This is a genomic window from Pseudomonas sp. St316 (genome assembly GCF_018325905.1).
Classification (GTDB): Bacteria; Pseudomonadota; Gammaproteobacteria; order Pseudomonadales; family Pseudomonadaceae; genus Aquipseudomonas.
On record NZ_AP021901.1, the window covers coordinates 2667315 to 2679497 of the forward strand.

At 62.3% G+C, this 12183-nt stretch carries 13 protein-coding genes and 1 pseudogene; 3 read left to right on the forward strand and 11 right to left on the reverse strand.

The window, feature by feature from the left end:
- Positions 1 to 10: 10 nt before the first annotated feature.
- From KI237_RS12135 to KI237_RS12145, 3 genes and pseudogenes are all read right to left on the reverse strand, one after another.
- Entirely contained in the window at positions 11 to 295 is a 285-nt protein-coding gene (locus tag KI237_RS12135; protein WP_212800007.1) for an STAS domain-containing protein, read from the reverse strand.
- 15 nt (positions 296 to 310) lie between these two features.
- Complete coding sequence (locus KI237_RS12140; protein ID WP_003203044.1) at positions 311 to 679, reverse strand: response regulator; 369 nt, start codon at positions 677 to 679, stop codon at positions 311 to 313.
- Between the two features lie 11 nt (positions 680 to 690).
- Positions 691 to 1632 (reverse strand): annotated as a pseudogene (locus KI237_RS12145) (methyl-accepting chemotaxis protein); the annotation flags it as partial.
- A 713-nt stretch (positions 1633 to 2345) separates the two neighbouring features.
- On the opposite strand from KI237_RS12145, the gene KI237_RS12150 reads away from it, so the two are divergent.
- Together KI237_RS12150 and KI237_RS12155 are read left to right on the forward strand one after the other, a co-directional pair.
- Entirely contained in the window at positions 2346 to 3692 is a 1347-nt protein-coding gene (locus tag KI237_RS12150; RefSeq protein ID WP_212800009.1) for an MATE family efflux transporter, read from the forward strand.
- 153 nt (positions 3693 to 3845) lie between these two features.
- A complete protein-coding gene (locus KI237_RS12155; protein WP_212800010.1) occupies positions 3846 to 4505 on the forward strand; it encodes an HAD-IA family hydrolase in 660 nt (219 codons plus the stop codon).
- Positions 4506 to 4636: 131 nt separating this feature from the next.
- On the opposite strand, the gene ppnN is transcribed toward KI237_RS12155, so the two are convergent.
- Positions 4637 to 6010 (reverse strand): nucleotide 5'-monophosphate nucleosidase PpnN, encoded by a 1374-nt coding sequence (gene ppnN, locus KI237_RS12160; RefSeq protein ID WP_212800011.1) that lies wholly within the window; start codon positions 6008 to 6010, stop codon positions 4637 to 4639.
- Positions 6011 to 6228: 218 nt separating this feature from the next.
- Between ppnN and KI237_RS12165 the strand changes: the two genes are divergently transcribed.
- A complete protein-coding gene (locus KI237_RS12165; RefSeq protein ID WP_212800012.1) occupies positions 6229 to 6762 on the forward strand; it encodes a DUF3087 family protein in 534 nt (177 codons plus the stop codon).
- A gap of 4 nt (positions 6763 to 6766) precedes the next feature.
- On the opposite strand, the gene KI237_RS12170 is transcribed toward KI237_RS12165, so the two are convergent.
- The 7 genes from KI237_RS12170 to modA all read right to left on the reverse strand — a co-directional run bounded on the left by KI237_RS12170 (position 6767) and on the right by modA (position 12154).
- Positions 6767 to 7237, reverse strand: coding sequence for an arsenate reductase ArsC (locus KI237_RS12170; protein ID WP_212800013.1), 471 nt, complete (start codon positions 7235 to 7237; stop codon positions 6767 to 6769).
- A gap of 141 nt (positions 7238 to 7378) precedes the next feature.
- Positions 7379 to 7564, reverse strand: a complete 186-nt coding sequence (locus KI237_RS12175) for a con-10 family general stress protein (protein ID WP_212800014.1) — start codon at positions 7562 to 7564, stop codon at positions 7379 to 7381.
- A gap of 119 nt (positions 7565 to 7683) precedes the next feature.
- Positions 7684 to 8253, reverse strand: coding sequence for an ATP-dependent Clp protease proteolytic subunit (locus tag KI237_RS12180; RefSeq protein ID WP_212800015.1), 570 nt, complete (start codon positions 8251 to 8253; stop codon positions 7684 to 7686).
- A gap of 116 nt (positions 8254 to 8369) precedes the next feature.
- Positions 8370 to 9425 carry a DNA topoisomerase IB gene (locus KI237_RS12185; protein WP_212800016.1) on the reverse strand — a complete coding sequence of 352 codons (1056 nt, stop codon included), beginning with the start codon at positions 9423 to 9425 and terminating at the stop codon, positions 8370 to 8372.
- Positions 9426 to 9637: 212 nt separating this feature from the next.
- A complete protein-coding gene (gene modC, locus KI237_RS12190) occupies positions 9638 to 10717 on the reverse strand; it encodes a molybdenum ABC transporter ATP-binding protein (protein WP_212800017.1) in 1080 nt (359 codons plus the stop codon).
- A 3-nt stretch (positions 10718 to 10720) separates the two neighbouring features.
- Positions 10721 to 11401, reverse strand: a complete 681-nt coding sequence (gene modB, locus KI237_RS12195) for a molybdate ABC transporter permease subunit (protein ID WP_212800018.1) — start codon at positions 11399 to 11401, stop codon at positions 10721 to 10723.
- Complete coding sequence (gene modA / locus KI237_RS12200; protein WP_212800019.1) at positions 11402 to 12154, reverse strand: molybdate ABC transporter substrate-binding protein; 753 nt, start codon at positions 12152 to 12154, stop codon at positions 11402 to 11404.
- Positions 12155 to 12183: the final 29 nt, after the last annotated feature.

The window sequence follows — 12183 nt, forward strand, 5'->3', positions numbered from 1 at the left end:
TATTGCAGTCCTAGGCAACCAGGTTGCACAGGGCAAGTGTCTCCATGACGGCCTTGCTTTGGCCGGTCAGTGTCAGTTGGGTGCCGGCCCTGGCCGCCTCGCGCTGTACCATCAGCAGCAGTTGCAGGCCGGCACCGTCCATCTCGGTGATCTGCGACAGATCCAGGGCCATTCGCGGCGTTGCCCCCAGGTGCGGCAGCCATTGCGCGGCCAGGTCGGCGGCGGTGTAGATCGTCAGCTCGCCGTCGATGTGCACCTGGGCGGTGTCATCGTTTGTTTCGTATTGCAACGGCATCGGAGTCTCCGGCGATCAAGGAAGAATCAGCTTGGATACCGCCGCCAGCATTTGCGCCGGCTGGAACGGCTTGACCACCCAGGCCTTGGCCCCGGCGGCCTGGCCTTCCTGCTTCTTCGATTCCTGGGATTCGGTGGTAAGCATGATGATCGGCGTGAACTTGTAGCTGGCCAGCTTCTTGACCTCCTTGACGAAGGTGATGCCGTCCATGTTGGGCATGTTCACGTCACTGATGATCAGGTGCACTTTCTGGCCATTGAGCTTGCCCAGCGCATCCTTGCCATCGCTGGCTTCGATCACGTCGTAGCCGGCACTTTTCAGCGCGATGCCGACCACCTGCCGAACGCTCGCGGAGTCGTCGACAACCAATACACTTTTAGCCATGAACGGCGCTCCTAAAAGAAGGTTATTTCCTGCGAAACCTGTTGCGCACCCGAGTTGCCGTGGTGATTGCGGCGTTGCTCGTCGGTGGCGTAAGTGGTTTCCATGCGCGCCAACCATTGGCGGGCGTCGATGGAAACAGCCTGTTCGGGCGACTGGCTGGCCTGCTGCATGTGCACATGCAGGTCCTCGATGTTGTCGCGCACGTGGCTGAGGATCTGGCTGACCCGATCCTGGAATTGCAGGCTGACCAGCACCTCGGTGAGTTCATCGCGGATGCCGAAGCTCTCGCGCTGCAGCATGTCGGCCGAGTCGGCCAAGCGGCCGGTGACACTCTTGAAGCGCTCCAGCACCTGCTGGATGCTTTGCTCGGAGGCGCTGACCGAATGGCTGTCCTGGTCCGCGCCGCTGGACGCGGCATGCACCAGTTGGGTGATAGCGGTGTTGATGATGTCGACCTTGGCCGACATCTGCTGGCCGGTCTCGCTGGACTTGCTCGACAGACTGCGCACGGCATCGGCCACCACGGCAAACCCACGCCCGGCCTCGCCGGCACGGGCGGCTTCGATGGCGGCGTTGAGGGCCAGCAGGTTGGTCTGCGCGGCAATCGCCGCGACATCGGCGGCCATGGTCCGCAGCTCGCCGGTATAGGCCGTCAGGTTGCGCACCTGGGCCAGGGTTTCATCGCGGCTGGCCTGGGTGGCTTTCAGGGAATCGATGACCTTGACCAGTTCACTTTCGCTCAGGGCCAGCACCTGCACGGCACCGCTACTGCTGCTGCCGGCCAACTCACCGGCGGCCAGTTGCGAGGCTTGCACGGTCTCTTCCAGACGCGAAGAAATACCGGTGAAGCGGCTGGTCAGCGAGACGATTGCGGTTTCGGTCTGCTGCCGGGAGCTTTCGACCTGCTTGGCCCAGATCGGCATGGCCCCGAGGATGACGTCGTTGAGTTGTTCGCTGGTTTTATGGGTGCGGTGCTCGGTGGCTTGCAGGTCGTGGTGGGCCATGGCGGCGATGGCGTTGTCGAACCGCTGACGTTGCGAACGCGCGCCCCATGCACCAGCGCCGACACCAAAGGCCAGGAGGGCAATGCCCAGAATGATGTTTTGTACACTTGGACCGTTGAGCAGTACGACGCCAACGGCTGCAACGAAAGCGACGAGCACTGTGTGCCAGAGGATGCGAGGTGGTTGCGCGAAGGAATGACCGTGTGGGTACGACGTCATGGTTCGGTCCTTGAACAGAGTTTCTAACAGGTTATGTGCGAATAACTGGTTATCTGCGACCTCTACTCGGACTTTAAGACCGGCTGTCCGATACCGGTATTGCCATAGGCACTGGTCTACACAGTACGTGGCACTGTGCTATTTCAGGTTAGACGCTGTCTGTGAAATGTCGAATGCACCCGACGAAGGTAGAAGCCACATGGCGAGGGTGATGGCGCACCGGCCTTTGTGGCGAGGGAGCTTGCTCCCGCTGGAGCGCGAAGCGGTCCCCAACGTGGCTGGCGCGGTTACATTGTGTGTTCAGGTTTTGGGGCTGCTGTGCAGCCCAGCGGGAGCAAGCTCCCTCGCCACAAGAGCGGTCCGCGCTGATTCTTCTGAAACAGATGATTGGATTGCGCTAAATTACCGGCACCCGGATTTTCGAACCTGCCATCAGAGCTCCCATGCCCACCCAGCCCCTCTGGAAAACCTATCTCCTGTTCCTGGCCCCCATGGTCCTGTCCAACTTCCTGCAGTCCATGTCTGGCACGTTCAACAGCATCTACATCGGCCAGATGCTCGGTACCCAGGCCTTGGCGGCGGTGTCGGGGATGTTTCCCATCGTGTTTTTCTTTATCGCATTGGTGATTGGCCTCGGCGCGGGCGCGGGGGTGTTGATCGGGCAGGCCTACGGCGCCGGAGAAACCGGTACGGTGAAGGCGATTGCCGGTTCGACGTTGTTGTTGGGGGCCATCATCGGCCTGACGGCGGCGGTGCTCGGCAGTGTCTTTGCGCGTCAGGCATTGCAGGGGCTCGGCACGCCGGCCGATGTGCTGGAGGATGCCGTTTCCTATGCCCGGGTCATGATGTGGATCCTGCCGATGTTGCTGGTATTTGTGCTGTTCACCCAACTGCTGCGCGGGGTGAGCGATACGGTGTCACCGATGTTGGCGCTGCTGATCTCCACCAGTGTCGGGCTGCTGCTTACGCCGGCATTGATTCGTGGCTGGTTGGGGTTGCCGCAGATGGGCATCCAGAGCGCGGCACTGGCGGGGCTGGTAGGGACGGCCTCGGCCATGGCCATGCTGGCGTGGCGCTTGAACCGTCGCGAACATGCCCTGGCACCGGACCGGGCGTTGTTCGCGGCGATGCGCCTGGACACGGAGATCCTTGGCAAAGTGCTGCGCATTGGTTTGCCCACAGGGTTGCAGATGGTGGTGATCTCGTTGTCCGAGTTGGTCATCCTGACGCTGGTCAATAGCCATGGTTCCCAGGCCACGGCGGCCTACGGCGCGGTGACGCAGATCGTCAACTACGTGCAGTTTCCGGCGCTGTCGATCGCCATCACCGCTTCGATCCTCGGCGCCCAGGCCATCGGTGCCGGACGCCTGGAGCGCCTGGGGCCGATCCTGCGCACCGGGTTGTTGATCAACCTCTGGCTTACGGGTGGGCTGGTGGTGCTGGGTTATCTGTTGTCCCACTGGCTGCTGGGACTGTTCATCACCGACCCGGCGGCACGGGTCCAGGCCGAACACCTGCTGCACATCATGCTCTGGAGCCTTTTGGTGTTCGGCTTCCAGGCGATCGTCGGCGGCATCATGCGCGCCAGCGGCACGGTGCTGGTGCCGGTCGCCATTTCGATCTTCTGCATCGTCGCCGTGCAAGTGCCGGCGGCGTATCTGCTGGACGCTCACTTCGGGTTGCAAGGGGTGTGGATGGCGTTCCCGGTGGCCTACTTGAGCATGCTGCTATTGCAGGTGCTGTACTACAAGCGGGTGTGGCAGCATCAGTCGATCGAACGCCTCGTGTAGACCCAAGTTTTGACACAACACAAAGCCCCTGTGGGTGAACTGTGGGAGCAAAGCTTGCTCGCGATGACCTCATCACATGCAGCGCCCCTGTTGGCTTTAAAACCGCTATCGCGAGCAAGCTTTGCTCCCACAGACTCAACCACCGAGGATCCGATGCCTGCCAGTCGCCCCACCCACGTTGCCTACCGCGCCTTCCTGTTCGACATGGACGGCACACTGCTCAATTCCATCGCCGCCGCCGAGCGGATCTGGACGCGCTGGGCCCTGCGCCACGGCGTGGATGTGGCGACGTTCCTGCCAACGATCCATGGCGTGCGCGCCATCGACACCATCGCTCGCCAGCACTTGCCGGGAGTGGATGCCCAAGCCGAGGCCGCGCAGATTACCCGCGAGGAAATCGACGATGTTGAAGGGGTGGTGCAAGTGGCCGGTGCGGTTGCGTTTCTGAAAAAACTGCCGCCCCATCAATGGGCGATTGTCACCTCGGCGCCTATGACACTGGCCTTGCGCCGCATGGACGCCGCGGGGATTCCGCGTCCCGGGGTGATGGTGACCGCCGAAGACGTGAGCAACGGCAAACCCAACCCCGCCTGCTATCGCCTGGCCGCCGAACGCTTGCAAGTGGCACCGCAAGAATGCCTGGTCTTTGAAGACGCCGAGGCGGGCATCCTGGCTGGCGAGGCGGCCGAGGCGGATGTGATGGTGGTAACGGCGACCCATACGCACCCGGTGGTTACCCTTCATCCGCAGATCAAGGATTACCTCGGGCTGGGTATTGAAATGGATGAGGCCGGGTTGATGCGGATTCAGTAACCACACAAATCCCTTGTGGGAGCTGAGCTTGCTCGCGATAGCGGTAGGTCAGCTTGCATTCATGTTGAATGTGCCGATGCCATCGCGGGCAAGCCTTGCTCCCACATTGCTCTGTGCCCGCTGCACAAAGGTCAGGTCACCACGCGATAGCACGGCACATACGCCGCGCCGCCGGGCAGTTTCATGCGGTGCTGGGCAACGAAGGCCTGAAGCAGGCGGTCGAGAGGTTCCATGATGGCGGCGTCGCCGTGGATTTCGTACGGGCCGTGTTCTTCGATCAGGCGGATGCCCTTGTCCTTGACGTTACCGGCCACGATCCCCGAGAACGCCCGGCGCAGGTTGGCCGCCAGTTCGTGGGCGGGCAGGTCGCGGCTCAGGCCCAGGCTGGCCATGTTGGCGTGGGTCGGGTCGAACGGGCGCTGGAAGCCCTCGTCGATCTTCAGCAGCCAGTTGAAGTGGAAGGCGTCGTTGCGCTCGCGGCGGAACTGCTTGACCTCCTTGAGCCCCCGGGTCATCTGCCGCGCCACTTCGGCCGGGTCGTCGATGATGATCTGATAATGCTTCTGCGCCGCCTCACCCAGGGTTGCACCGACAAACGCATGCAACTGATCGAGGTACGGCGCGGCGCTTTTCGGCCCGGTGAGAACCACCGGGAACGGCAGGTCCTGGTTGGCCGGGTGCATCAGGATACCCAGCAGGTACAGGAACTCTTCCGCCGTGCCGGCGCCACCCGGGAAAATGATGATGCCGTGGCCGACCCGGACGAAGGCTTCCAGGCGCTTCTCGATGTCCGGCAGGATCACCAGCTCATTGACGATCGGGTTCGGCGCCTCGGCGGCGATGATGCCCGGTTCCGTCAGGCCCAGGTAGCGACCGCCATGGATACGCTGCTTGGCATGGGCAATGGTGGCGCCTTTCATCGGACCTTTCATCACGCCCGGGCCGCAACCGGTGCAGATGTCCAGGCTGCGCAGGCCCAGCTCGTGGCCGACTTTCTTGGTGTATTTGTATTCTTCGGTGTTGATCGAGTGACCGCCCCAGCACACGACGATTTTCGGCTCCACGCCAGGGCGCAAGGTGCGGGCGTTGCGCAGCAGGTGGAAGACGTAGTCGCTGATGCCCTGGGACGAGCTGAGGTCGATGCGCTGGCTGTCCAGCTCGTTCTCGGTGTAGACGATGTCTCGCAGGGCGCTGAACAGCATCTCGCGGGTGCTGGCGATCATTTCGCCATCGACGAACGCATCGGCCGGGGCGTTCAGCAGTTCCAGGCGCACGCCGCGGTCCTGCTGGTGAATGCGGATCTCGAAGTCCTTGTAGGCTTCCAGGATGGTCTTGGCGTTATCAACATGGGCGCCAGTGTTGAGGATGGCCAGGGCGCACTGGCGGAAGAGGGTATAGATACTGCCGGAACCGGCTTCGCTCAGTTGCTGGACTTCGCGCTGGGACAAGGTCTCCAGGCTGCCCTTGGGGCTTACCGAGGCGTTGATTACATGTCTTTGAGTCATTCAGCTTTCCTTGAAAACGATGCCATGCACACAACGACGGCATCTTGAAAAAAAACGTCCACGCAGAAAGATCGCACGATCCTTGCGCTATCGCCATCGGCTTTGAACCGGACCTGGCGAGTCGATTGCGCTACAAAATGAGCCCCAGCATAGCTAAATCGACCGGGCAGGCGATAATGCGTGACTCTTTTGATGCCGTACAAGGAAATTGCACCGCGATGTTCGAGATCAAACCGTGGGATGGCGACACCTATCGCAAGCAGACGCGCCGCAGCACCCTAATCATCGCGGTGGTATTCCTGGCCCTGGCGATGTTGCTGTCCAGCCTGGCCGTGATGCTGCTGGGGACGCCCGGAGGCGATAACTTTCGTTTCAATCTCGGCGGGGTGATTGTCGCGGTGCTGGCGATGGCGGCGCTGATGCGCCTGTATTTCTGGTCGCAGCCGTGGATGGCCGCCGCGGTGTACGGTTGGCAGCTCAAGCGCAGCCTGATGAAAATCACCAACGTGATGCACCAGGTGACAGCCGGCGTGCAGGCCCAGGACCCCACCGCCATGAAGCTGCTGCGTTTCTATCACCTGGGGTTGGCCCAGATGCATCAGCTGGACGCCAACTCCAGCGCCCAGGGCTCCCTGGCCCGAGAGGCCGACGCGCACCTGGCGAAGATGCAGGCACTGGGCCTTGACACTGAACAGTCGCGCCTGGAGGCGGGCTGGATCGGAACGGTGAAGCAGGCCTATCGCGCAGGTTGATCGGTCAGAGGGTGCCGATGCGGTCGAGCTCGGCTTTCAGGGCCTGGGCATCGAGCTGGTCGAAGGGCAGGGCGAAGAAGGCCCGGCAGCGGGCCTCGATGCGGTCCAGCGTGCAGTGGAAAGCCTGGCCGACCTGATCATCGCTGCCTTGGACTTCCGATGGATCCGCCAAGCCCCAATGGCTCTTGACCGCCGGGCCGAAATACACCGGGCAAGCCTCGTTGGCGGCGTTGTCGCACACTGTGATGACGATGTCCGGCGGGCTGCTTTCAAAGGCGTCGTTGCCCTTGCTGCGCAGGCCTTTGATACAGATACCGGCCTCCTGCAAGGTGCTCAGGCTGCGCGGCAGCACCTGACCCTTGGGAAAGCTGCCAGCGCTGACCGCTTCGAACCCGGCCGGGGTCAGATGGTTGAACATCGCTTCGCTGAGGATGCTGCGACAGCTGTTGGCTGTGCACATGAAGAGGACTTTCATCGATCGGCTCCGATAAGCGCAAGGTAGGGCTGCGCCGGAGTATATGCGGATGATCGAATATATGAAATTCCGTATTTATGGCGAGAGGAAGAGCGTTTAGCGCCGGAGCGCAGTTCGTCTGCGCCCCAACGGTTTGGGTGGTTACGATTTTCTGCCGCCGCCTTGGCTGCGTTCGCTGCCTTTGTTACCGGCACCAGTGCTGGCACCTTTTTGCCGGTCGTTGGCAACGTTGCCGCCGGACGCCTGTCCGCCTTTCTTGCCGGCGTCAGATGCTTTTTCACGATCATTTGCGAAGTTGCCTGGGTTTTTGTTTCCGCTACTGGCCATTTCGAGAATCCTCATCTTGGTTGAGCGAGCAACGTGCCTCGCATTAGTTGGGAAAGAAAATGGCCGAGGGAAGTTTAAAAAAAACCGCTCGTTGGCGACGAATGGTCAGGCGCTGGGGTTCACTTCGAGTCCTCGCCGCCGCTGACTTTCCAATGCGTCGCCTCTCCTGGGAAAACCACTTGCTCGACCCGATGGGCAATGCCGAACGCCAGGGAGTTTTCCGCTGGAATCACCCGCTCTTCGGCGCACAGGCATTTGAAGATATCCAGCTGCGTCGCCGCGCCAGCCGTTTCCTTGACGTAGATCTCCACATAGCGCGCCACGTCGTTGTCCAGGCTGGACAGGTACTCGCGCAAGCGTGAGTGGTCCACGGATTTCTGGCCGAAGTACCAGTTCATCGGATGAATCAGGAAACGCGAGTGCGGGGTGGTGGTGCGGTCGCTGGCGGCCAGGTACATGATGATGCCCATCGACTCGATATTGCCGGCGTTCACGGCACGTACCGGTACCGGAAGGGACTTGATGAAGGTGTAGAGGGTGAAGCCGAAGTTGGTACTGCCACCGACCGTGGAGAGATTGAGCATCAGCGAGTCGGCGCCTTTCTCAATGGCCTCCAGGCAGTTATCGCGAAAGCGTTCCGTGGTTCCCTGATCGATCTGGCAGTGGAAATGGACAATGTGTTCGGACATCTGAAACTCCTGTCGACTTCATCCGTTGACGTGCCTGCGCAACGGCGGCGCTGTACAGTTGGGAGTCCAGCGGTCTGCGGATGTTCCTCGTCCAGGGCTCGGGGCCCATGGACGCATCAAGTCGGTTGCTGCTGTTCGCACGCCTGGGCAGCGTCGGTCATGCGCTGTAGAAACAGCGTCAACCCGGCTTCTTCCTCACTGAGGCCTTTGCGTACCCGGGGCTTGGGCAGTTCCCCCAAGGCGCCGAGCAGGAAGCCCTCGACCACCGCAGGATGAATGTAGCACTTGCGACAGACGGTCGGCGTGTTGCCCAGTTGCCGCGCGACGTGCCTGACCATCTCGGCGACGTGCCTCTTGGCCTCGGTCTCGGTTTCCCAACGCAGCGTCCGCAGCCCGGCCAGGGCCGCCGCGCTGCCGGCCCAGGTGCGGTAGTCCTTGGCGGTGAAGTCAGCGCCGGTGAGGGTCTTGAGGTAGGCGTTGATGTCCGAAGAACTGATGGCGTGACGCTCGCCGTGTTCGTCCAGGTACTGGAACAGGTTCTGCCCGGGGATCTCCTGGCAGCGCTTGATGATCCGTGCCAGGCGCCGGTCCTTCACGGTGATCTGGTGTTCGACGCCACTCTTGCCTCGGAACTGGAAGGCGATGGCGCTGCCGTTGACCTCGACATGTTTGGTGCGCAGGGTCGTCAGGCCGTAGGAGCGATTGTCCCGGGCGTATTGGCTGTTGCCGACGCGGATCAGGGTCACATCCAACAGGGTGATGACCGTGGCCATGACTTTGTCGCGGCTGAACCCGGGCGTGGCGAGGATTTCCTCCAGGCGTTTGCGCAAGCGCGGCAGGGCCCGTCCGAATTCCAGCATCCGTGAGTACTTGTCCGCATCGCGTACCTCACGCCAGCGCGCATGGTAGCGGTATTGCTTGCGCCCGCGGGCATCACGGCCGGTGGCCTGGAGATGGCCGCACGGGTCGGTGCAGACCCAGACATCGGTGTAGGCCGGCGGTACCGCCAGGGCATTGATGCGCTGGATCTCGGCCGCGTCGGTGATGCGTTGGCCTTGCGGGTCGAAATAACAGAATTTGCCCCGCCGTTTTTTGCGGGTGATGCCCGGGGCCGTGTCATCGACATAATGCAGGTCGGCCGGCAGTGCATCCGGCGGCAGGGTATCGGGCATGAAAAGAGTCCTTGGCAACGAATCCGGTGGCCTATGCATTCATTGACCGCGGGCTGTTGCCGTCGTGCCACAAACCTGTGGGAGCGAGCTTGTGGGAGCAAGGCTTGCCCGCGATGCAAGCACCTCGGTGTAGCTGATAGACCGAGGCGATGCCATCGCGGGCAAGCCTTGCTCCCACAAGCCTCCACAATGTGATCCACTGGTTTCGGAGCCTACGCCAACACCGCCACCGCCTTGATCTGCGCCCACACCATCTGTCCCGAGTGCAGTTTGAGCTGATCGCGCGAATAGCGAGTGATGCGCGCCAGCAGCGGGGTGCCAGCGGCTTCCAGGCGGATCAGCACATGGGCGGCGTTGTCGGCGGCCTGTTCGCTGACCACGGTGACCGGCAGGCGGTTGAGAATGCTGGTCTGGGCATCGTTCGCCAGGCTGAGGCTGACGTCCCGGGCCTGGACCTTGAAACGCAGCGGCTGGCCGAGGGCCAGGGACGTGTGGGCCACGCGAACGTTCAGTTGGCTGTCGGGCAGATTCAGGGTCAGCAATTGATACGCCGGGTCATAACCACTGACCTTGCCCTCGATCACCACGCCAGCGTCATCCCCCAGGGCCAATGGCAGGTCGAGCCGGGCCAGGGTCTCGCCGATCGGCCCACTGGCCAGCGCGCAGCCGCCCTCGAGCAGAACGATGTGATCGGCCAGGCGCGCCACTTCGTCCTGGGAATGGCTGACATACAGCACCGGAATGTCCAGTTCATCGTGGAGCCGTTGCAGGTACGGCAGGATTTCGTTTTTGCGTCGGGTATCGAGGGCCGCCAGTGGCTCATCCATCAGTAGCAGTTGCGGGCTGGTGAGCAAGGCGCGGGCGATACCGACCCGTTGGCGTTCGCCGCCGGACAGGTTGTGCGGTTGTCGATCGAGCAAGTGCCCTATGCCCAACAGTTCGCTCGCCTGGTCCATGTCCACCCGCCGTTGTGCCGGCGCGATGCGCTTGAGGCCGAACGCCAGGTTGGCCCGCACCGACAGATGGGCGAACAGGCTCGCCTCCTGGAACACATACCCCACCGACCGTTTATGGGGCGGCACGAACACGCCGTGCTCACTGTCTTGCCAGACTTGGCCATTGACCTCGATAAAACCCCGGGCCGGCCGCTCCAATCCGGCGATGCAGCGCAGGCAGGTGGTTTTTCCGGAACCGGAAGGCCCATACAGTGCGGTCACGCCTCGGCCGGGCAGTTGCACATCCAGGTCCAGGGAAAAAGTCCCGTGGTCGAGCTGAAAACGCGCGTGAATCATCGATCAGCTCCAACCGGAACGGGTTCGGCGGCTGGAGTACAGCGCCAGCAACACCAGGAATGAAAACACCAGCATCGCCGCGGCCAGCCAGTGGGCCTGGGCGTATTCCAAGGCTTCGACATGGTCGTAGATCTGCACCGACACCACCCGGGTTTTCTCCGGGATGTTGCCGCCGATCATCAGTACCACGCCGAATTCGCCGACGGTGTGGGCGAAGCCGAGAATCGCTGCGGTGATGAAGCCGGGGCGGGCCAGGGGCAGGATGACGCTGAAAAACGTGTCCCAGGGCCCGGCTCGCAGGGTGGCGGCGACTTCCAGGGGGCGACTGCCAATGGCGGCAAAGGCGTTCTGCAACGGCTGCACCACAAACGGCATGGAATAAATCACCGAGCCGATCACCAGCCCGGTGAAGCTGAAGGTGAGGGTGCCCAACCCGAGGGCTTGGGTGAACTGGCCCATCCAGCCGTTCGGTCCCAACGCCAGCAACAGGTAGAAGCCGATCACCGTGGGCGGCAGCACCAACGGCAACGCGACCACCGCACCCACCGGCCCGCGCAGCCAGGAGCGGGTGCGTGACAGCCACAACGCGATGGGCGTGCCGATGATCAGCAGGATCACCGTGGTCAATGACGCCAGTTTCAGGGTCAGCCAGATGGCGGCATAGTCGGCGCTGGTCAGTGGCATTTAGTGTTGGTAACCGTAGGCTTGGATGATGGCGGCGGCTTTCGGGCCCTTGAGGTAATCCACCAGGGCCACGGCAGCGGGGTTGTCCCGGCCCTTGTTGAGGATCACCGCGTCCTGTTTGATCGGGTCGTGCAGTTCGGCCGGGACGATCCACGCCGAGCCGCCCGTCACTTTGCCGTCCTTGTACACCTGGGACAAGGCCACGAAGCCGAGTTCGGCATTACCGGTGGAGACGAACTGATAGGCCTGGGTAATGTTCTGGCCTTCGACGAGCTTGCTTTTCACCTGTGCGGTCAAGCCCAGCTTGTCCAGCACCTGGGTCGCGGCCAGGCCATAGGGCGCCGCTTTCGGGTTGGCGATGGACAGGTGCTGGAAATCGTTGTGCTTGAGCACCTGGCCTTGGTTGTCGACATAACCGTCCTTGGCCGACCACAGCGCCAGGGTGCCGATCGCGTAGGTGAAGCGCGAGCCCTTGACGGTGTCGCCTTCGCTTTCGAGTTTGGCCGGCGTGGTGTCGTCGGCGGCGAGGAAGACTTCGAATGGCGCGCCGTTCTTGATCTGGGTGTAGAACTGCCCAGTGGCCCCGTAAGCCGCCACCAGTTTGTGCCCGGTGTCTTTTTCAAAATCGGCGGCGATGGCCTGGATCGGCGCGGTGAAATTGGAAGCGACCGCCACCTGCACCTCAGCGGCCTGGACGGCGCCAACGGTGAAGAGTGTGGTCAACAGCAGCGGCGCGAAGCGGGTGAGGGACATGGGTGAGGCTCCGTAGGGTTGGTTTCGCT

Excerpts from the sequence above, each read along its gene's own strand:
- KI237_RS12165 (WP_212800012.1), top strand. The coding sequence starts at position 6,229 with ATGTTCGAGATCAAACCGTGGGATGGCGACACCTATCGCAAGCAGACG.
- modC (WP_212800017.1), bottom strand. The coding sequence starts at position 10,717 with ATGATTCACGCGCGTTTTCAGCTCGACCACGGGACTTTTTCCCTGGAC.
- KI237_RS12170 (WP_212800013.1), bottom strand. The coding sequence starts at position 7,237 with ATGAAAGTCCTCTTCATGTGCACAGCCAACAGCTGTCGCAGCATCCTC.
- KI237_RS12140 (WP_003203044.1), bottom strand. The coding sequence starts at position 679 with ATGGCTAAAAGTGTATTGGTTGTCGACGACTCCGCGAGCGTTCGGCAG.
- KI237_RS12185 (WP_212800016.1), bottom strand. The coding sequence starts at position 9,425 with ATGCCCGATACCCTGCCGCCGGATGCACTGCCGGCCGACCTGCATTAT.
- KI237_RS12175 (WP_212800014.1), bottom strand. The coding sequence starts at position 7,564 with ATGGCCAGTAGCGGAAACAAAAACCCAGGCAACTTCGCAAATGATCGT.
- KI237_RS12135 (WP_212800007.1), bottom strand. The coding sequence starts at position 295 with ATGCCGTTGCAATACGAAACAAACGATGACACCGCCCAGGTGCACATC.
- modA (WP_212800019.1), bottom strand. The coding sequence starts at position 12,154 with ATGTCCCTCACCCGCTTCGCGCCGCTGCTGTTGACCACACTCTTCACC.
- ppnN (WP_212800011.1), bottom strand. The coding sequence starts at position 6,010 with ATGACTCAAAGACATGTAATCAACGCCTCGGTAAGCCCCAAGGGCAGC.
- KI237_RS12150 (WP_212800009.1), top strand. The coding sequence starts at position 2,346 with ATGCCCACCCAGCCCCTCTGGAAAACCTATCTCCTGTTCCTGGCCCCC.
- KI237_RS12180 (WP_212800015.1), bottom strand. The coding sequence starts at position 8,253 with ATGTCCGAACACATTGTCCATTTCCACTGCCAGATCGATCAGGGAACC.
- KI237_RS12155 (WP_212800010.1), top strand. The coding sequence starts at position 3,846 with ATGCCTGCCAGTCGCCCCACCCACGTTGCCTACCGCGCCTTCCTGTTC.
- modB (WP_212800018.1), bottom strand. The coding sequence starts at position 11,401 with ATGCCACTGACCAGCGCCGACTATGCCGCCATCTGGCTGACCCTGAAA.